The sequence below is a fragment of the Streptomyces sp. NPDC048197 genome (assembly GCF_043202395.1).
Classification (GTDB): domain Bacteria; phylum Actinomycetota; class Actinomycetes; order Streptomycetales; family Streptomycetaceae; genus Streptomyces; species Streptomyces siderophoricus.
In genome coordinates, this window is record NZ_JBIDAJ010000006.1 from 150834 (window position 1) to 169102 (window position 18269).

Annotated in this window: 14 protein-coding genes; 10 read left to right on the forward strand and 4 right to left on the reverse strand. The window is 72.4% G+C overall.

All coding sequences use genetic code 11. The features are described from left to right. Positions 1–127: 127 nt before the first annotated feature. Complete coding sequence (locus ACGF4C_RS11080; protein ID WP_393565212.1) at positions 128–1084, forward strand: ROK family protein; 957 nt, start codon at positions 128–130, stop codon at positions 1082–1084. Positions 1085–1454: 370 nt separating this feature from the next. Continuing rightward, complete coding sequence (locus ACGF4C_RS11085; protein WP_393565468.1) at positions 1455–3299, forward strand: serine/threonine-protein kinase; 1845 nt, start codon at positions 1455–1457, stop codon at positions 3297–3299. Positions 3300–3391: 92 nt separating this feature from the next. Here ACGF4C_RS11085 and ACGF4C_RS11090 read toward each other — a convergent pair whose 3' ends face one another. Beyond that, positions 3392–5452, reverse strand: a complete 2061-nt coding sequence (locus ACGF4C_RS11090; protein ID WP_393565214.1) for an NPCBM/NEW2 domain-containing protein — start codon at positions 5450–5452, stop codon at positions 3392–3394. 269 nt (positions 5453–5721) lie between these two features. Between ACGF4C_RS11090 and ACGF4C_RS11095 the strand changes: the two genes are divergently transcribed. The 4 genes from ACGF4C_RS11095 (at position 5722) to ACGF4C_RS11110 (ending at position 10138) form a co-directional block, all read left to right on the forward strand. Continuing rightward, a complete protein-coding gene (locus ACGF4C_RS11095) occupies positions 5722–6978 on the forward strand; it encodes an ABC transporter substrate-binding protein (RefSeq protein ID WP_393565216.1) in 1257 nt (418 codons plus the stop codon). Between the two features lie 54 nt (positions 6979–7032). Next, positions 7033–7944, forward strand: coding sequence for a carbohydrate ABC transporter permease (locus ACGF4C_RS11100; protein ID WP_393565217.1), 912 nt, complete (start codon positions 7033–7035; stop codon positions 7942–7944). Beyond that, positions 7941–8840 carry a carbohydrate ABC transporter permease gene (locus ACGF4C_RS11105; protein WP_393565219.1) on the forward strand — a complete coding sequence of 300 codons (900 nt, stop codon included), beginning with the start codon at positions 7941–7943 and terminating at the stop codon, positions 8838–8840. The genes ACGF4C_RS11100 and ACGF4C_RS11105 overlap by 4 nt, the downstream gene beginning before the upstream one ends. 266 nt (positions 8841–9106) lie before the next feature. After that, positions 9107–10138 carry an NUDIX domain-containing protein gene (locus tag ACGF4C_RS11110; protein ID WP_393565221.1) on the forward strand — a complete coding sequence of 344 codons (1032 nt, stop codon included), beginning with the start codon at positions 9107–9109 and terminating at the stop codon, positions 10136–10138. A gap of 700 nt (positions 10139–10838) precedes the next feature. Here ACGF4C_RS11110 and ACGF4C_RS11115 read toward each other — a convergent pair. After that, the gene (locus ACGF4C_RS11115; RefSeq protein ID WP_393565222.1) at positions 10839–12203 is read right to left on the reverse strand and encodes a dipeptidase; all 1365 of its coding nucleotides are present in this window, start codon (positions 12201–12203) and stop codon (positions 10839–10841) included. Positions 12204–12405: 202 nt separating this feature from the next. Here ACGF4C_RS11115 and ACGF4C_RS11120 point away from each other — a divergent pair, with 202 nt between their 5' ends. Further along, a complete protein-coding gene (locus ACGF4C_RS11120; RefSeq protein ID WP_393565224.1) occupies positions 12406–13611 on the forward strand; it encodes a geranylgeranyl reductase family protein in 1206 nt (401 codons plus the stop codon). 540 nt (positions 13612–14151) lie between these two features. Here the strand turns inward: ACGF4C_RS11120 and ACGF4C_RS11125 are convergent. Then, positions 14152–14592, reverse strand: a complete 441-nt coding sequence (locus ACGF4C_RS11125) for a nitroreductase family deazaflavin-dependent oxidoreductase (RefSeq protein WP_393565226.1) — start codon at positions 14590–14592, stop codon at positions 14152–14154. Between the two features lie 203 nt (positions 14593–14795). Here ACGF4C_RS11125 and ACGF4C_RS11130 point away from each other — a divergent pair, with 203 nt between their 5' ends. From ACGF4C_RS11130 to ACGF4C_RS11140, 3 genes are all read left to right on the forward strand, one after another. After that, on the forward strand, positions 14796–15503 hold the full coding sequence (locus ACGF4C_RS11130; RefSeq protein ID WP_393565228.1) for a TetR/AcrR family transcriptional regulator: 708 nt from the start codon (positions 14796–14798) through the stop codon (positions 15501–15503). Positions 15504–15902: 399 nt separating this feature from the next. After that, complete coding sequence (locus ACGF4C_RS11135) at positions 15903–17300, forward strand: sensor histidine kinase (protein WP_393565230.1); 1398 nt, start codon at positions 15903–15905, stop codon at positions 17298–17300. Further along, the gene (locus ACGF4C_RS11140; protein WP_351528570.1) at positions 17297–17962 is read left to right on the forward strand and encodes a response regulator transcription factor; all 666 of its coding nucleotides are present in this window, start codon (positions 17297–17299) and stop codon (positions 17960–17962) included. Before ACGF4C_RS11135 ends, ACGF4C_RS11140 begins: the two co-directional genes overlap by 4 nt. Here the strand turns inward: ACGF4C_RS11140 and ACGF4C_RS11145 are convergent. Next, complete coding sequence (locus ACGF4C_RS11145; RefSeq protein WP_393565231.1) at positions 17923–18240, reverse strand: DUF6332 family protein; 318 nt, start codon at positions 18238–18240, stop codon at positions 17923–17925. The genes ACGF4C_RS11140 and ACGF4C_RS11145 overlap by 40 nt on opposite strands. Positions 18241–18269: the final 29 nt, after the last annotated feature.

Sequence of the window (18269 nt, forward strand, 5' to 3'; positions counted from 1 at the left end):
TCTCTCGGCGCCTGGGTGTGGCGTCGAGCATAGCCTCTAGACAACGTTGTCAAACGAGGGAAGACTGGCGTTCTCAACGCCGGGCCGGCAGCCCCGGCCCCCGGGCCCACCAGGAGATTCCACACCGATGCAGACGGACCTCAGCGCAGCGCTGGACATTGGCGGCACGAAGATCGCCGGCGCTCTGGTGGACGCCCGCGGCAGACTGCTCGTACGGGCCGCCCGGCCCACCCCGGCCGACCAGGACGGGGCGACGGTGATGCGTGCGGTGGCCGAGGTGGTCGGTGAGCTGTCCGCGGCCCCTGACTGGGGCCGGGTGGCGGCGGTCGGCATCGGCAGCGCCGGCCCGGTGAACGCCCGCGCCGGCACGGTCAGCCCGGTCAACATCCCCGGCTGGCGCGACTTCCCGCTCGTCGCCGGCGTACGGGCGCTCGTCGGCGGGCGCCCGGTCGTGCTGGTCGGTGACGGCGTCGCGATGACCGCGGCCGAACACTGGCAGGGCGCCGCGCGCGGCCACGCCAATGCGCTGTGCATGGTGGTCTCCACGGGAGTGGGCGGCGGTCTGGTCCTCAACGGCCAGTTGCACCCCGGCCCCACGGGCAACGCCGGCCACATCGGCCACATCAGCGTCGACCTCGACGGCGACCCCTGCGCCTGCGGGGGCCGGGGCTGTGTCGAGCGGATCGCCAGCGGTCCGAACATCGCCCGCCGCGCCCTGGCCAACGGCTGGCGTCCGGGCCCCGACGGGGACACCGGCGCCGCCGCCGTCGCCGCGTCCGCACGGGCGGGTGACGAGGTCGCCCTGCGCTCCTTCGAGCGGGCCGCGCAGGCGCTGGCCGCCGGGATCGCCGCCACCGCCACGCTCGTCGAGATCGACATCGCGGTCATCGGCGGGGGAGTCGCGGGCGCCGGCGACATCCTGTTCGCCCCGCTGCGCTCGGCCCTGCGGGAGTACGCGACGCTGTCGTTCGTCGCCGGCCTGACCGTCGTACCTGCCCAAATGGGCACCGACGCCGGGGTGGTGGGCGCCGCCGCGGCCGCCGCGCAACAGTCCCGTCTCGATGCCTTCGCCGCCGCACCCTGACGCCACCACAGGCCCCCGCGCGCCCCTTAGTCTGGTGCCGACCGCGCCGGACGGCGACGTGCCGGCGGCCGTGCGCCGGCACGCGTGAGGTGCTGGGCGTACGGAACGGACCTGGGTACCGAGGGGATTGGCGACGGTGACATCGGGGGAGCGGGAGCAGCGCGGGCCGGACGAGGTACCGGGGGCGGGCGGGGCACAGGGCGCGCAGGGGGCGAACGTCCCCGGGGAGCCGGCCGGAACCCCGCCGCAGGACACGGGTGACGGACCGGCCGGAGCGGCACCGGGCAGCCCGGCCGGCGGCGCGCCCGGCGCGCCCGGCGCGCCCCGCGCCGCCGAGGCGAGCGGTCCCCGGCGCGGCACCGACGCCGATCTGACCGGACGGCTGCTCGGCGGCCGTTACCGCGTCACCGACCGGATCGGCCGCGGCGGGATGGGAGTGGTCTGCCGGGCGGTGGACGAGGTGCTGGGCCGTGAGGTCGCGGTCAAGGTGTTGCGCGCCTATACGGACGCCTCCGCGCCGGAGCTCGCCGATCTGCGCACCCGTATGCAGCGCGAGGCGCGCGCCGCGGCCCGGATCCGGCATTCCGGTGTGGTCACGGTCCACGACGTCATCGACGAGGCCGGCCGGCCGGTCATCGTCATGGAGCTGGTGGACGGCCCGTCGCTGGACGACGCCCTGGAGGAGCGCGGACCGCTCGACCCGCGGGAGATCGCCCGGATCGGCGCCCAGGTGATGGACGCGCTGGACGCCGCCCACCAGGTCGGTGTGCTGCACCGCGATGTGAAGCCGGGCAATGTGCTGCTCGACCGCACCGGCCGGGTGGTGCTCACCGACTTCGGCATCGCCAGCATCGAGGCCCCGGGCGACGGCGCGACCACGAACCTCACCCGCAGCGGCGAACTCGTCGGCTCGATCGACTACTTGCCCCCGGAGCGGGCGCAGGGCCAGGATCCCACCCCGGCCTCCGACATCTGGTCGCTGGGCATGACGCTGTACGCGGCGGTCGAGGGCGGCGGCGCGCCGTTCCGCCGTACGTCGGTGTGGTCCACGCTCACCGCGATCGTGACCGAGGCGCTGCCCGAGCCGCGCCGGGCCGGTCCGCTGACACCCGTGCTGCACGCCCTGATGGCCAAGAACCCGGCCGACCGGCCGTCCGCCGCGGAGGCCCGGAGCATGCTGCGGGCGGTGGCCGAGGGACGGGACCCCGCGCCCGCCCCGGCACCCGGCGCACCGCATCTGCCCACCGCGACCGATCTGCGGCCGCTCACCCCGCCGGTCCCGCCGCAGGAACTCCCGCCACCGCCGCAGCCCCGGGCCCAGGGGCACAACCACCCCCCGTCCCAGGCCTCGGGCCCCACCCAGGCGCACCCCCGACCCCACACCCCGGCCCCGGCCGCCGCCCGGCAGCCCGGCTTTTCCCACCCGACGCCCGGTGAGCGGGACACCGAGCGGCTGCCCGCGCGGCGCCGGCGTCGGGTGGCGCTGGCCGTGGCGGCGGTGCTGGCCGTGCTCGCCGCCGGTGGCGGGGTGACGTACGCACTGGTCGGCGGCGGCCCGAGCGGTACGGTCGCGGACCGCGGCCGGCAGTCGCCGGAACCGGCGTCGACGCCCAGCGGGGCGGGCGCACCGAGCGCGGCCACCGGCAAGGACGACGCTCAGGGCAAGGACCAGGGGAAGGCGCGGGACGCGGGGGCGGACGGCGGGGCGGGCGCGTCGTCGTCCGCGTCCGGCCGGCCCACCGACGGAGCGACGTCCAAGGGCACGGACACCAAGCCCGGTGGAACGGGCGGGAGTTCGGGGGGTGACGGGAGCGGCGGCGCGGACGGCGGCCATGACGGCAGCGGTGGCGGCAGCGGCTCGGGCGGGACACACGGCGGCGACTCCGGGAGCGGTGGCGCCGCAGGCAGCGGCGGCGACCCGACCCCGGCGCCGACGTCCTGTGCGTCCATCGGCGGCGGCAGGACCAACTGCGACGTCTGGCGCACCGCGAATTCCTACACCGCGTCGTTCCAGCAGGTCGGCACGGTGAACATGGGCACCAACTACTTCTACTGCCAGGCGAACCTGGGCCGCCGCGAGACCTACGGGAAGTGGACGAACGTCTGGTGGGCCAAGACGGACGACGACAGCGGCAACGCGGGGGTCTACGTCAGCGTCGTCTACCTCAAGGGCGGGGCGAACGACCAGCCCGTCCCCGGGCTGCCGGTCTGCTGACGGCCGTTCGCGAACGCGCGGCGGGCGGGACCCGGTGCAGAGCCCGGGATCCCGCCCGCCCCTGAGCGCCGGTGCGGCGCTCAACTTCCGTATCAGCAGCTGAACTTGGCGTCCGCCCAGTCGGCGTGGTCGTAGTCGATGCCGTCCCCGCCGTCGGTGACGACGAGGCGGACGGTCTCGGCCCCGGCGACCGCGGCGGTCAGCGTCCGGGCGGCGTCGGTGCCGGTCACGGTCCCGCTCGCGGCGACCCGTTTGCCGTCCGCCCAGACCTCGAAGCCGGCCGAACCCCGGTCACCGACCTCGTCGTCGATGCCGACCCGGGCGCTGAACGCCGAGCACCTCCGGCCGGTGTAGAGGGTGACGTCGCTGGTCGCATGGACGCCCAGGCCCTTGGTGAAGCCGGTGCCGCCGATCCGGAGCGGGCCGCCGTCCCCGGCCGCGTTCTCCCCGACACTGGTGTTCCGCTCGACCGGGCCCCAGCCGTTGGCGGCGGTCAACCAGGGCAGTTCGGCGGCGTACGCGGTCCCGGCGGGCGGCGGCACCACGATGTGGGCGGTGCCGGGCAGGGTGGTGGTGACCCGTTCGCCGCGCGGTGAGCGGTAGTCGGCGGTCAGCGGCAGGTCGTACGCGCCGGGGGCGGCGCCGGCCGGTGCGGCGATCCGCCAGGTGGTGGTGAGGGCCCGGCCGCCGGGCAGCGCTCGGGCGGTGGCGGGGGAGGCGGCCGTGGCGTGCCAGCCCTGCGGGGCCTTGAGCGTCACCGTGAGGTTCCGGGCGGGGGTGCCGCCCAGGTTGCGGACGGTGGAGCGGATGTCCGTGGACGCTCCGGCCTCGACCAGGGGCGTGCGGTCGGTGCCGGCCTCGACGGCCGGCGGGTAGGTCGCCCAGTTCTTGTCGGCGGCGACCCGGTAGACGGTGGTGCCGTGCGCGGGGACGGTGACGGCGATGGCGCCCGTGGTGTGGGTGTCGCGGTGCTGCCACAGGTCGCGCAGCCGGTAGCCGGCGGCCTGCGGGAGGCCGACGGCCCGGGCGGTGGTGGCGATCCGCTGCGGCCGGTCGGTCTCGTTGAAGAGCGCCACCGCCCGGTCACCGCCCGCGAGTTGCTTGACCAGGGTCCAGCGGCCGGACTCGGACGCCAGCACGGTGGCCTGCTTGCCCAGGGCGTCCTGGTCGAGCGCGATGACGTCCTTGTTGGCCAGGATCTCGAACGTCTCCGGGCCGGCCTTGCGCAGGTCGGAGCCGATCAGCAGCGGCGCGGCCATCATCGACCAGAGGGAGAAGTGGCTGCGGTACTCGGTGTCCGTCATCCCGCCGTTGCCGACCTCCAGCATGTCCGGGTCGTTCCAGTGTCCCGGGCCGGCGTACGGCGCCAGCGGCAGGTTCTGCCGGGCGATCGCCAGCATGCTCGACCAGGAGTCACTGATGTCGCCGGTCGTGCGCCACAGATGTCCTACGTCCGACGCCCACTCCCAGGGCTTGTTCTCGCCCCATTCGCAGATGCTGTAGACGATGGGCCGTCCGGTGGCCCGCAGCGCGTCCCGCATCGCGCGGTACCGCTGCTGGGCGTCCACGCCCTGGTTATTGCAGTTGTCGTACTTGAGGTAGTCCACGCCCCAGTCGGCGAACTGCTGGGCGTCGGACTTCTCGTGTCCGAGGCCGCCGGGGAATCCGGCGGAATTGCAGGTCTTGGTTCCGGCGCTGGTATAGATGCCGAACTTCAGGCCCTTGGAGTGGACATAGTCGGCGACCGCCTTGATGCCGTGCGGGAATCGGCGCGGGTCCGGTACGAGCTTGCCGTTCGCGTCGCGCGTGGGCAGCGCCCAGCAATCGTCGAGATTGACGTACTGATATCCCGCGTCCTTGAGTCCCTTGGCGAGGAAGAGGTCGGCGATGCCCTTGACCATGTCCTCGGTGAACTCGGCGCGGCAGTGCGTGGAGTTCCAGTTGTTGAAGCCCATCGGGGGCGTCTTGGCCAGCCCGTCGGGGAGCCGCGGCGCGGGGTGTGCGGGGGCGGCCGGTGCCGCGCCGGGGTTGCCCGGGGTACGGGCCGCGGCGGGCGGCGCGGTCGCGCCCGCCGCACAGAGCAGGGCGAGGGACAGCGCTCCGACGAATCGTCGGTGGCTTGTCCGGCGGATGGAGCGGATAGGAACGCGCATGGTTCGCGTCCTCCGTCTTCGCGAGAGGTGGGGTGAGGTCGGGTACCTGCCACTGGCGAGTGCTTACGGTAGAGCTTGTTGGAGTCTGTTGGAAGAGGAGCGGTAACGGTTGATGCTCTGCCCGCCAAAGCCCTTGACGCACCCGACAGTTCGGAGTGAGATCCCACCACTCGCGTTCGTTTCTGTTTGGTTCCACCCCTGAGGAGGGGGCCATGGCCCAGTCACCGTTCAGCGGTTCGGATGCGTACGGGGAAGCGGCAGGAGGTCGGATGTCCCGCCGGACGCTGCTGAGGGGCGCCGCGCTCGGCGCCGGGGCGGTGGCCCTGCCGGCCCTGCTCACCGCCTGCGACAGCGGCCCCAGCGGCATCACGATGGGCTCCAACGCCTCGGACGCCGTACCGAAGAAGGCCTTCGCCGCGGCCTTCACGGCGTACGAGAAGAAGTCCAGGAAGACGGTGAAGGTCAACACCGTCAATCACGAGAACTTCCAGGAGAACATCAACCGGTATCTCCAGGGCAGCCCGGACGACGTCTTCATGTGGTTCGCCGGGAACCGCATGCAGTACTTCGCACAGAAGGGTCTGCTTTCCGACATCAGCGATCTGTGGCGGCACTTCGACGGATTCACCGACGCGCTGAAGAAGCAGTCGACGGGACGCGACGGCAAGCAGTACCTCGTGCCGTACTACTACTATCCCTGGGCCGTCTTCCACCGTAAGAGCGTGTTCCGGGAAAGGGGTTACGAGACACCCCGGACCTTCGACGAGTACCGCGCGCTCGCCAAGAAGATGCAGAAGGACGGGCTGGTGCCGTTCGCCTTCGGCGACAAGGACGGCTGGCCGGCGATGGGCACCTTCGACTACCTCAACATGCGCGCGAACGGCTACGACTTCCACCTCGCGCTGATGAGCGGCCAGAAATCCTGGAACAGCCCGCAGGTCAAGCAGGTCTTCGACCTGTGGCGCGGACTCATGCCCTACCACCAGAAAGGCGCCAACGGCCGCACCTGGCAGGAGGCCGCACAGACGCTCGCGCAGAAGAAGGCCGGCATGACCGTCCTCGGACTTCCCCACCCCGGGCAGCAGTTCAGCGCCGCCGACCGCCCGGACCTGGATTTCTTCCCCTTCCCGGAAATCGACCCGGCGCACGGCCAGGACGCGGTCGAGGCACCGATCGACGGATTCCTGATGTCGCGCAAGGCCAAGGACAAGGACGGCGCCAGAGACCTGCTGAAGTTCCTCGCCACCCCGGAGGCGGAGAACACCTACCTCAGGTACGACCCCAACAACATCGCGGTCAACAGCCGCGCGGATACCGCCGCGTACACCGCGCTGCAGAAGAAGGCCGTGCACCTCGTCGCCGGCGCCAAGCAGATCTCGCAATTCATGGACCGCGACACCCGGCCCGATTTTGCCTCGACGGTGATGATCCAGGCGATCCAGCAGTTCCTCAACAATCCGGATGACATCGACGGCCTGGTCAACGACATCGAACGCCAGAAGAAGCAGATCTTCGCCACCGGATGAGCCCGGGCGCCGGCAGAACGACCTACCGCGAGAAATGACGGGGAGCGAACCGCCGTGGTGAAAACCCGTGCCCGGCGCGCCGGAAGACCGGGGCCGCGGCGGCACACCCGCCGCGACCTCGCCGTCCTCGGCGCCCTGCTGGGCCTGCCGATCCTGCTCGATCTCGCCCTGATCTGGGGCCCGACGCTGGCCTCCGTCGGACTGTCCTTCACCACCTGGGACGGTATCGGCGACCTCAAATGGGCCGGGCTGGAAAACTACCGGAACCTGTTCACCGACTATCCGCCGTTCTGGCCCGCGGTCCGCCACAATCTGCTGTGGCTGGCATTCCTCGGCCTGCTCGCCGCCCCCTTCGGGCTGCTGCTCGCCGTCCTCATCGACCGCGGCGTCCGCTTCAGCCGCTTCTACCAGTCCACCCTCTACATGCCGGTGGTGCTGTCGCTCGCCGTCGTCGGTTTCATCGCCCAGCTGATCCTCTCCCGGGACCAGGGCGCGCTCAATGCCGTACTCGGCGGGAAGAATCCCACCGACTGGCTGGGAGATCCCGGCCGCAACATCTGGATGGTGCTGCTGGCGGCCTGCTGGCGGCACACCGGATACGTCATGATTCTCTATCTCGCCGGCCTGAAATCCGTCGACCCGAGCCTCAAAGAGGCCGCCGCCATCGACGGCGCGAACGAACGGCAGGCATTCTTCCGCGTCGTCCTGCCCACCCTGCGGCCGGTGAACGTCATCGTCGGCGTCATCACCGTCATCGAATCGCTGCGCGCCTTCGACATCGTCTACGCCGTCAACAAGGGCCGCAACGGCCTGGAACTGCTGTCCGTACTCGTCACCGACAACATCATCGGGGAGGCCGGCCGGATCGGCTTCGGCTCCGCCATCGCCGTCGTCCTGCTCCTCGTCTCGCTCGGATTCATCGTGACCTATCTCGTCCAGGAACTCCGAGGGGAGCAGCAGCAATGACGGTATCGCCCGCCCCGCTTCGGCCAACGCCGCCTACCGGCCCGGCCCGCCGCGGCCGGTTCGGCGTGCACCTCTTCCTCACCGCCGTTTCGCTGGCCTTCCTGGCCCCCCTGCTGCTGGCCGTCTACGCCTCCCTGCGCCCCTACGAAGAGACCGCGCAATACGGCTATTTCTCCCTCCCCCGCCACCTCTCCTTCGCCTATTACCGCCAGGCATTCGTCGACTCCGGAATGAGCAAGTACTTCCTGAACTCACTCGTCATCGCCGTCCCCGGAGTCCTGCTCACCCTCTTCCTCGCGTCGTTCGTGGCGTTCGCCGTCTCCCGGCTCCGGATCCGCGGCGGTACGGCCCTGCTGATGGTTTTCACCGCCGGGAACCTGCTGCCCCAGCAAGTGCTCGTCACCCCGCTCTACGTACTCTTCAACAAGGTCCCGCTGCCGTACTGGATGTCCGACTCGATGACGCTCTACGACTCCCTGTGGGCCGTCATCGCCGTGCAGATCGCCTTTCAGCTCGGATTCTGCGTCTTCGTCCTGGCGAACTTCATGCGCACCCTGCCCCGGGAAATCCTCGAAGCCGCGATCGTCGACGGCGCCGGCGTCTGGACGCAGTACCGGCAGGTCACCCTCCCGCTGTGCCGGCCCGCACTCGCCGCACTCGGCACCCTGCAATTCACCTGGATGTACAACGATTTCCTGTGGGGCCTGGTCTTCCTCTCGGACGGCGACAAACTGCCGGTCACCTCCGCCCTCAATAACCTGCGTGGCCAGTTCTTCACCGACTACAACCTGCTCGCCGCCGGCTCCGTCCTCGTCGCCCTCCCCACCGTCGTGGTCTTCCTCCTCCTGCAACGGCATTTCATCGCCGGCCTGACCCTCGGCGCGAGCAAGGGCTGACCGCCGTGCGCGCCGCCGGAGCCAGGCACGATGCGCCCCCGTCATATGCGGATTCCGGCGGTTCCGCGCAGGTACGCGCACCGGGTGTGCGGGTGAGGGTTTCGGTGCTGGAGGGGCTGGGGAGCGCTTGTTTGCCGGGGCCTCCCCGGCCGGACCGGCGGTCGAACAGGCAGCGTTCCCGGCCGTGCGCGCGGCCCGTGACCCCGAGCGTTTCCGTGGCAGGGTGTTGCGGGCAACTCACCTGGGTCTAGGGAAGAGGGGAAACCGTGATCGTCTGGCTGAACGGCACGTTCGGTGCGGGCAAGACCACTGCGGCTCATGAACTGCTCGACCTGCTTCCCGGAAGCACGCTCTACGACCCCGAACTCCTCGGCAGCGGGCTGCGGCTGATGCTGCCGGCCAAGCGCTTCGAGGAGGTCGACGACTACCAGGATCTGCCGTCCTGGCGGCGCATGGTGGTCGACACCGCGGCGGCGCTGCTCACCGAGGTCCCCGGCCCGCTGGTCACCCCCATGACGCTGCTGCGGCAGGAATACCGCGATGAGATCTTCGGCGCCCTCGCCGCCCGCCGGATACCCGTCCGGCACGTTCTCCTCCATGCGGAGGAAACGATCCTGCGCACGCGGATAGCGCACCGCGAGGAAACACCCGGGGACGACGCGGCCAATGCGTCCATCCGCCGCTGGTGCCTGGCGCACCTCGGCCCGTACGCCGATGCGCTGCCGTGGCTGACGACCGACGCCCATGTCGTCGACACCACCAAGCTGACGCCCCGGCAGACCGCCGAACGCGTCGCCGAGGCGCTGCGCACCGGCGCCGGCGCCTGCGACATCGTGCAGACCCCCGAACCGACCGCCGAAACCCTCGCCGCCGGCGTCCTGCTCTTCGACGACCAGGACCGGGTGCTGCTGGTCGACCCCACCTACAAGGCGGGCTGGGAATTCCCCGGCGGCATCGTGGAACGCGGCGAGGCCCCCACCCACGCCGGCGTCCGCGAGGTCGCCGAGGAACTCGGCATCGAACTCCCCAGCACGCCACGCCTGTTGGTGCTCGACTGGGAGGCGCCCCGCCCACCCGGCTACGGCGGCCTGCGGCTGCTCTACGACGGCGGCATGCTGAGCGACGACCGGATCAGCAAACTGCTGCTGCCCGGCGCGGAACTGCGCGCCTGGCGCTTCGTCACCGAGGCCGAAGCGGAAACCATGCTGCCCCCCGTCCGCTGGAACCGCCTCCGCTGGGCACTACGCGCCCGGGAACAGGGGTACCCACTCCACTTGGAGGCGGGCGTTCCCCTCTAACGTTTCGCTGCGCTTTGGTGTGACTCCCACGTACTTGTCTGCGGCGCTGCGGGGGTTGCTCGCCGTTGCGCTTTGCGGCGCCCCGCACGTACTCGTCTGTCCCGCCGTTGTTGCTTCTCGCCGTTGCGCCTGCGGCGGGCTGGGTGGGTGTTGGGTGCGGTGACGGGCCTGCGGGGCCGGTGTTTGGGACTGCTTCGCTTTACGTCCCAAACACCGGCCCCTCCGGCCCGTCCCCTCCCGTTGGGGGGTGGGAATGCGGTGGGTGGGGGTGGGCGTTGGGGCTGCAAGGGGTCCTGGGGACCCGTAGGGGACGGTCGAACAGAACCCGTAAGGGTCAGGAAAGCCCCCTTCGGAGCCACGACTCGACGCGCCGGACGACGTATTCCCAAGACCTCACCGCACCAGATGCTCGCGAAACAACGCGCGCCCCCACTTATCCGCATACTCCCCCAACGGGAGGGGTCAGGCCGGAGGGGCCTGGTGTGTGGGCTTCGCTTCCGAGGACTCAATAAAGAGCGAAGGCGGAGCGCAGCGGAGCGTAAAGCGTCAGCAGTCCACACAACCGGCCCCGGAGGCCCGTCACCGCACCCACAACAAACCCAGCCCGCCGCAGGCGCAACGGCGAACAACACCCGCGGCGGGACGGCCAGGTACGTGCGGGGCGCCGCAAAGCGCAACGGCGAGCAACCCCGCCGGCGGGTCAGACGGATACGTGGCCGGCGTATCGCCGGAGGAACACCGCCTCCGCCAAGGAGAGCCGCTCCAGTTCCTCCGGCGACACGCTCTCGTTCACCGCGTGGATCTGTGCCTCCGGCTCGCTCAGCCCGATGAGGAGGATCTCCGCGTCGGGGTAAAGACCGGCCAGGGTGTTGCACAGCGGGATGGAACCACCCATACCCGATGTTTGCATCTCCGCGCCGTCGTAGGCCTCCCGCAGCGCCGCCGCCATCGAGGCGTACGCCGGGCTGCTGGTGTCCGCGCGGAACGGCTGGCCCTGGCCGACCTGCTCCACCGCCACCCGCGCGCCCCACGGCGCGGCCTTCTCCAGGTGCGCCGCCAGCAGCTTCGTGGCCGCCGCCGCGTCCGTGCCCGGCGGGACCCGCAGGCTCACCAGGGCCCGCGCCCCGGCCTGCACGGACGGGGTGGCGCCGACCACCGGCGGGCAGTCGATGCCCAGCACCGTGACGGCCGGGCGGGCCCAGATCCGGTCCGCGACCGACCCGTTGCCGATCAGTTCGACGCCGTCCAGGACCTTGGCGTCCCGGCGGAACTCCTCCTCCGGATACTGCAGGCCCTCCCAGGTCGCGTCGCCGGTCAGCCCGTCCACCGTCGTCGAGCCGTCCTCGGCGCGCAGCGAGTCCAGGATCCGGATCAGCGCCGCCAGCGCGTCCGGGGCCGCACCGCCGAACTGGCCCGAGTGCAGATTGCCCTCCAGGGTGTCGACCTGGACGCGCACCAGGGTCATCCCGCGCAGCGTCGCGGTCACCGTCGGCAGCCCGACCCGGAAGTTCCCCGTGTCACCGATGACGACCGCGTCCGCGGCCAGCAGCTCCGGGTGCGCCTCGGCGTACCGCTCCAGCCCGCCGGTGCCCTGCTCCTCGGAACCCTCCACGATCACCTTGACGTTGACCGGGACCCCGCCGTGCTCCTTCAGCGCGCGCAGCGCCGTCAAATGCATGATCAGCCCGCCCTTGCAGTCGGCGGCGCCGCGGCCGTACCAGCGGCCGTCCCGTTCGGTCAGCTCGAACGGCGGCGAGACCCAGGCAGCCTCGTCCAGCGGCGGCTGCACGTCGTAGTGGGCGTAGAGCAGGACGGTCTTCGCGCCCTCGGGGCCGGGCAGGTAGCCGTAGACGGACCGGGTGCCGTCCGGGGTGTCGAGCAGCGCCACGTCCTGGAAACCGTCCGCCCGCAGCGCCGCGGCGATCCACTCGGCGGCCGCCTCGCACTCGCTCGGGGGGAACTGGGCCGGATCGGCCACCGACTTGAAGGCCACGAGCTCCGCCAGTTCGGTCCTGGCACGGGGCTGCAGCGCGGCGACGGTCTGCGCGAGCGGGCTGTCGGACATGAACGCTCCTTGTGGGCGCGGCGTGTGGGGGACCGGCCGCCCGGCCTCGTGAGCCGGCCGGGCCGGACGCAGGGCACGGCTTCCCGTAGGGGCCCTGCGGGTGTGCATTCCACCGATCTTCCCACAGGCCCCGTGCGCAACAGCGGCCCGTAGGATGCGAAGGCGGTACGCAACCAGGCATCGAACGGGAGCAGAAGCACAGGTGAGCAGCGAGCGGGCAGCCGAGGGCAACCAGCAGGTGTGGGACGTCGTGGTGGTGGGGGCGGGGCCGGCGGGCGCCTCGGCCGCACACGCCGCGGCCTGTACGGGGCGCCGGGTGCTCCTCCTGGAGAAGGCCGAGCTGCCGCGCTACAAAACCTGCGGCGGCGGCATCATCGGCCCCTCGCGCGACTCCCTCCCGCCCGGCTTCGACCTGCCGCTGCGCGATCGCGTGCACGCCGTGACCTTCTCGCTGAACGGCCGGCTGAGCCGCACCCGCCGCTCCAAGCACATGCTCTTCGGGCTGATCAACCGCCCCGAATTCGACGCCCGGCTGGTCGAGTCGGCCCAGGACGCCGGCGCCACGGTCCGTACGGGCGTCACGGTCTCCCGGGTCGAGCAGCACGGCGCCGAGGTCCCGGACCGCCGCACGGTCGCGGTGGTGCTGGGCGACGGGGAGGTGGTGCTGGCGCGCGCCGTAGTGGGCGCGGACGGCAGCGCCGGCCGGATAGGAGCGCACGTCGGGGTCAAGCTCGACCAGGTCGACCTCGGGCTGGAGGCGGAGATTCCGGTGCCCGAGCCGGTCGCCGAGGACTGGGCGGGCCGGGTGCTCATCGACTGGGGTCCGCTCCCCGGCAGCTACGGCTGGGTCTTCCCCAAGGGCGACACGCTCACCGTCGGCGTCATCTCGGCGCGCGGCGAGGGCGCGGCGACCAAGCGGTACCTGGAGGACTTCATCGGCCGGCTGGGCCTGGCCGGCTTCGAGCCGAGCATCTCCTCGGGCCATCTGACCCGCTGCCGCGCCGATGACTCGCCGCTCTCCCGCGGCCGGGTGCTGGTGTGCGGCGACGCGGCCGGTCTGCTGGAGCCGTGGACCCGGGAGGGCATCTCGTTCGCCCTGCGGTCCGGGCGGCTCGCGGGGGAGTGGGCGGTCCGGGTCGCGGAGGCCCACGACGCGGTCGACGCCCGTCGCCAGGCGCTCAATTACGCCTTCGCGATCAAGGCGGGGCTCGGCGTGGAGATGGGCGTGGGGCGGCGCATGCTGCAGGTCTTCTCCCGCCGCCCCGGCCTGATGCACGCCGCGGTCACCGGCTTCCGCCCGGCCTGGCACGCCTTCGCGAAGATCACCCGCGGGACGACCACCCTCGCCGAGATGATCCGCACGAACGGCATGGCCCGCCGCGCGCTGGAGGCACTGGACCGGGGGTGAGGGCGGGCGGCGCGGGGGCGTCGCGCGCTGGACCGAGGGGGAGGGCGGGCCGGGGAGTGCGCCGAGTGGGTGTCCTGGGGCGCCTGGGGGAGCCTTCCCGAGTGGGCGTCCTGGAGGGTCGGGGGGCGTGCCGGGGCTCGGGGGAGCGTGCCGAGTGGGCGTTCCGGGCCTGGGTGGGGCGAACCGTGGGGGTGCCGGGGGCGGGGGGAGCGGGCCGAGTGGGCGTTCCGGGCCCGGATGGGGTGCCCCAAGAGGGTGCCGGGGCCGGGATGGGGTGCCCCGAGCGGGGTGTCCCGGAGGGCCGGCGGAGTGTGCCGAGTGTGCCGAGTGGGCCTGCCAGGGCCCGGGTGGGGTGCACCGTGGGGGTGCCGGGGCCCGGGGGAGCGTGCCGAGTGGGCATCCCCGGCTCGGGTGGGTGCCCTGAGGGGACGTGGCGTCCCCGGGCCGGGTGGGGTGCACCGAGGGGGCGTCCCCCGGCCGGGTGGGGTGCCCCGAGCGGGAAGAGTGCCCCGAGCGGGAACCGGGGGCCCGGGCTTCGCTTCAGGCTTCGGTGATGTGGAAGACGGGGTGCTGGGGGGCCGCGGCGCGGAGTTCCTCGTCGGTGGAGGCAGCGGTGACCTCGCCGAAGTACGCCTTCACCTCCCAGCCCCAGCGTTCGAGGTAGGCGCGCAGCAACTCGGGGGTCTCGGCGGGCGCCAACTCGACCGCCGTGAACGGGCGGACCCGCCGTCCGACCCGCAGTTCGCCGCCGCCCGCCGCGCGGAGATTGCGCACCCATTCGGAGTTGCCGCGGGCCGAGACGAGATAGCGGCCGTTCCCGTACGTCATGGGGTTGACCGGGACGCGGCGCCATTCGCCGCTCTTACGGCCCCGGACCGCCAGGTCGGCCGAGCCGGCGAGGCTGATGCCGCGGCGCGCGAGCCAGCCGACGGCCCCGTTGAGACGGGCGGCGAAGCGGCTGGGCTTGAGGTGGCGGGACATGGGATGGGCTCCTCGGGCTCGGGGACTCTGGTCGTGCGTAGGCGGATGGTCGGTGGCGTGGGTGGCGTGGGCGCCGACCCGGGCGCTGCTCTGATTCGAGAGCAGTGCTCTCACTCGTGAACAGTGTGCGCACGATCGCTGCGCCAAAGCAAGAGCACTGCTCTCGTTTTTGTGCGGCGCTCCGAAGCTGACACACTGCTCACATGACTGCGATCCGAGGAGCCAGGGAACGGGCCCGTAGCGAAATCACCGAGGCCATCAAGGCAGAGGCACGGGCTCAGCTCGCCGCCGAGGGCGCCGCGAAGCTCTCCCTGCGGGCCGTCGCCCGGGAGCTGGGCATGGCCTCCTCCGCGCTCTACCGCTACTTCCCCAGCCGCGACGACCTGCTCACCGCTCTGATCGTCGACGCCTACAACGCGATCGGTGCGGCCGCGGAGCGGGCCCGGGACCGTCACGGTGCCGCGACCACGAGCCCCGTGGACCGCTGGACCGCGATCTGTACGGGCGTGCGCGCATGGGCGCTGGCCCATCCGCACGAGTACGCGCTGATCTACGGCTCACCCGTTCCCGGCTACCGCGCCCCGCGCACCACCACGGAACCCGCCGCCCGCGTCGGCCTGGCGCTGATCGGCGTGGTCCGCGAGGCCCATGCCGCCGGTGCACTGAAGGAACCCGCCGAACCGCTGCCCGACCCGGTGGTGGCCGATGCCCTGGCGCTCGGGGCCGAGCACGGCGTCGAGCTGTCCCCCGCGGTACTGGCCCGGCTGGTCGGGGCCTGGGCCCAGCTCTTCGGGCTGCTGAGCTTCGAGCTGTTCGGCCAGTTCCAGAACGTCATCGAGGCCCGTGCGGAGTTCTTCGAGCAGGCCGTCCTCCAACTGGCCCGCAGCGTCGGCCTGACCACCCCGCGCTGAGCCGAACGGCCCCGGCCGAACTCGACCCACCGACGCCCGTTCGCCGCAGACCCCGGCCAACCGGCACCCGCTCAGAGCAGCCCCGGCCAACCGACGCCCGCTCACCGCACCGCGGCCCGTTGTACCGCTGCGGCCGCAACGCTGCGCCGCCCGCGGCTCGTCGTACCGCTGTGTGCGCCCGGTGGCGTCGGTCGTTCCGTCGCTGTGGTCGGGTAGCCGTGTCGGTCGTCCCGTCGCTGTGGTCGGGTAGCCGCGTGGGTCGTTCCGTTGCCGCGGGCGGGTAGCCGCGTCGGTCGTTCCGCCGCGCCGCTCGCCGGCCCGTCGTACTCCCGTGGGAGTACGACCGGTCACTGCGTCCGGCTGACGCCGCCGCGCCCCGCTGCGGTCTAGCGTTGCGGCATGGAGAACGCACGGCCGCCGTGGGCGCGGCGCTGCCTCGGCCCGGCGTGGGAGCGGTGGCTGTCGGCCCCGCCCGCCCGCGGGCATGACCGTCCGGCCGCCCGGCTGCCCTGGCTGTCGACGCTGGCCGTGACCGTCTTCGTGACCGTCGGCTCCGGCTTCGCCGCGCATCAGCAGCCGAGCCGCGCCCCGCTGGACGCACTTGGCCGCGCGCTCCTGGTCGTCGGCGCGGTCCTGTTGTTGTTCCGGCACCGCGCCCCGCGCACCGTCGCGCTCGGCACGGCCGTGACCACCGCGGCCTACCTCACCGCCGGCTACCCCTACGGGCCGGTCTTCCTCACGCTCGCCCTCGGTGCCTTCGCCGCGCTCGTCGCCGGACACCGCGCGGTCGCCTGGTGCGCGCTGGGCGGGGTGTGGACCACCCATCTCGTCGTCACCCACTGGCTGTACCGCTGGCTGCCGCCCCCGCACGACGGCCCCGCCCCCTGGAGCGACGAACTCTTCGTCACCGCCTGGGTGGTGGCCGTGGTGGCCCTCTCCGAACTGGTCCGCGTACGACGCGAGCAGCTCGCCAGGGCCCGGGCCGAGCGGGCCGTAGCGGAACGCCGCCGGGCCGACGAGGAGCGGCTGCGGATCGCCCGCGAGCTGCACGACGTCCTCGCCCACAGCATCTCCGTCATCAACGTGCAGGCGGGGGTCGGCCTGGCGCTGCTGGACCAGGACCCGGAGCAGGCGCGCACCGCGCTGACCACCATCAAGGCGGCGAGCAAGGAAGCGCTCGGCGAGGTCCGCCAGGTCCTCGACACCCTGCGCACCGGGGGTGCCGCGCCGCGCTCCCCGGCCCCGGGGCTGGACCGGCTGTCCGAACTCACCGACCAGGCCCGGCGCGCCGGTCTCGCCGTGGACGTCACCACCGAAGGCAGCCCGCGCCCGCTGCCGCCCGGCACCGGCCTCGCCGCCTTCCGCATCGTCCAGGAGGCGCTCACCAACATCGTCCGGCATTCCGGTTCCCGCACCGCCCGGCTACGGCTCCGCTACGCGCCCGGGGAGCTGGACATCCGGGTCGACGACGACGGCCCGGCGACCTCCACGACGGGCGAGCCGGCCGGCGGCGGTAACGGGCTGGTCGGCATGCGGGAGCGGGCCGCGGCACTCGGCGGCACCGTCGAGGCCGGCCCGCGCCGGGACGGCGGCTTCCGCGTCCGGGCCCGTATCCCCCTGACCGACCCTGCAGCCGAGGACGCCCCCGATACCGATTCCGATACCGATACCGAGCGCCCGGCCCCGGCCCCGGCCCCGGAGTCGGCACGGGCCTCTGCCCCTTTCCCTGCCCCGGATTCGGCGTCTGCCCCGGCCCCGGCTCCCGAGTCGGCCCCCGCCACCGAGGAGGAGTCGTGATCCGCGTACTGCTCGCCGACGATCAGCTGCTGGTCCGGGCCGGCTTCAAAGTGCTGCTGGACGCCCAGCCCGGCATCGAGGTGGTCGCCGAGGCCGACGACGGACAGCAGGCGGTGGCCGCGGTCCGTGAACACCGCCCGGACGTCGTCCTGATGGACATCCGCATGCCGGTGCTCGACGGGCTGGCCGCCACCCGGCGGATCACCGAGGATCCGCAACTGGCCGACGTCAGGGTCGTCATGCTGACCACCTTCGAGCTGGACGAGTACGTCTTCGAGGCGATCCGCTCGGGCGCCTCCGGTTTTCTGGTCAAGGACACCGAACCGGACGAACTGCTGCGGGCCGTGCGCGCCGTCGTGGCCGGTGACGCCCTGCTGTCGCCCGGGGTCACCCGCCGGCTGATCGCGGAGTTCGCGGCCCGCTCCAAGGAACCGGCCGCCGCCGACGCGCTGTCCGCCCTGACGGAGCGGGAGCGCGAGGTGATGGCGCTGGTCGGCATCGGCCTCTCCAACGAGGAGATCGCCCGTCGCCTGGTCGTCAGCCCGCTGACCGCCAAGACCCACGTCAGTCGCACCATGGTCAAACTGGGCGCCCGCGACCGCGCCCAACTCGTCGTGCTGGCCTACGAGTCGGGGCTCGTACGTCCCGGCTGGCTGGGCTGACCGGGCCGCCACACGACGTCCCGGACACTCGGCCGTCCGCCGGACGCGACGTACGGCCGGCGCAACACCCGCACCACCCGGACGACGAACAGCACACCGCCGACCACGGCACTGACCGTGAGCCACGGCCCCTTCCATGCGCCGGGCAGGCCGGCCCACAGCACCGCACTGCCCAGCAACAGGAACCCAGCGGCCCCCAGAAACCCGCCGCTGACCAGTGCAAACATGATCTCGACAGTGATCGCGTCACGCTCGGCCCGGTCACGGGTGGGCGACATACCCTCCCGCTCCCTTCTCAGCCATCCGT

Bases quoted from the DNA above. Each gene is read 5' to 3' on its own strand.
- ACGF4C_RS11095 (WP_393565216.1), top strand. From the start codon at position 5,722: ATGTCCCGCCGGACGCTGCTGAGGGGCGCCGCGCTCGGCGCCGGGGCG.
- ACGF4C_RS11105 (WP_393565219.1), top strand. From the start codon at position 7,941: ATGACGGTATCGCCCGCCCCGCTTCGGCCAACGCCGCCTACCGGCCCG.
- ACGF4C_RS11125 (WP_393565226.1), bottom strand. From the start codon at position 14,592: ATGTCCCGCCACCTCAAGCCCAGCCGCTTCGCCGCCCGTCTCAACGGG.
- ACGF4C_RS11135 (WP_393565230.1), top strand. From the start codon at position 15,903: ATGGAGAACGCACGGCCGCCGTGGGCGCGGCGCTGCCTCGGCCCGGCG.
- ACGF4C_RS11080 (WP_393565212.1), top strand. From the start codon at position 128: ATGCAGACGGACCTCAGCGCAGCGCTGGACATTGGCGGCACGAAGATC.
- ACGF4C_RS11090 (WP_393565214.1), bottom strand. From the start codon at position 5,452: ATGCGCGTTCCTATCCGCTCCATCCGCCGGACAAGCCACCGACGATTC.
- ACGF4C_RS11115 (WP_393565222.1), bottom strand. From the start codon at position 12,203: ATGTCCGACAGCCCGCTCGCGCAGACCGTCGCCGCGCTGCAGCCCCGT.
- ACGF4C_RS11130 (WP_393565228.1), top strand. From the start codon at position 14,796: ATGACTGCGATCCGAGGAGCCAGGGAACGGGCCCGTAGCGAAATCACC.
- ACGF4C_RS11145 (WP_393565231.1), bottom strand. From the start codon at position 18,240: ATGTCGCCCACCCGTGACCGGGCCGAGCGTGACGCGATCACTGTCGAG.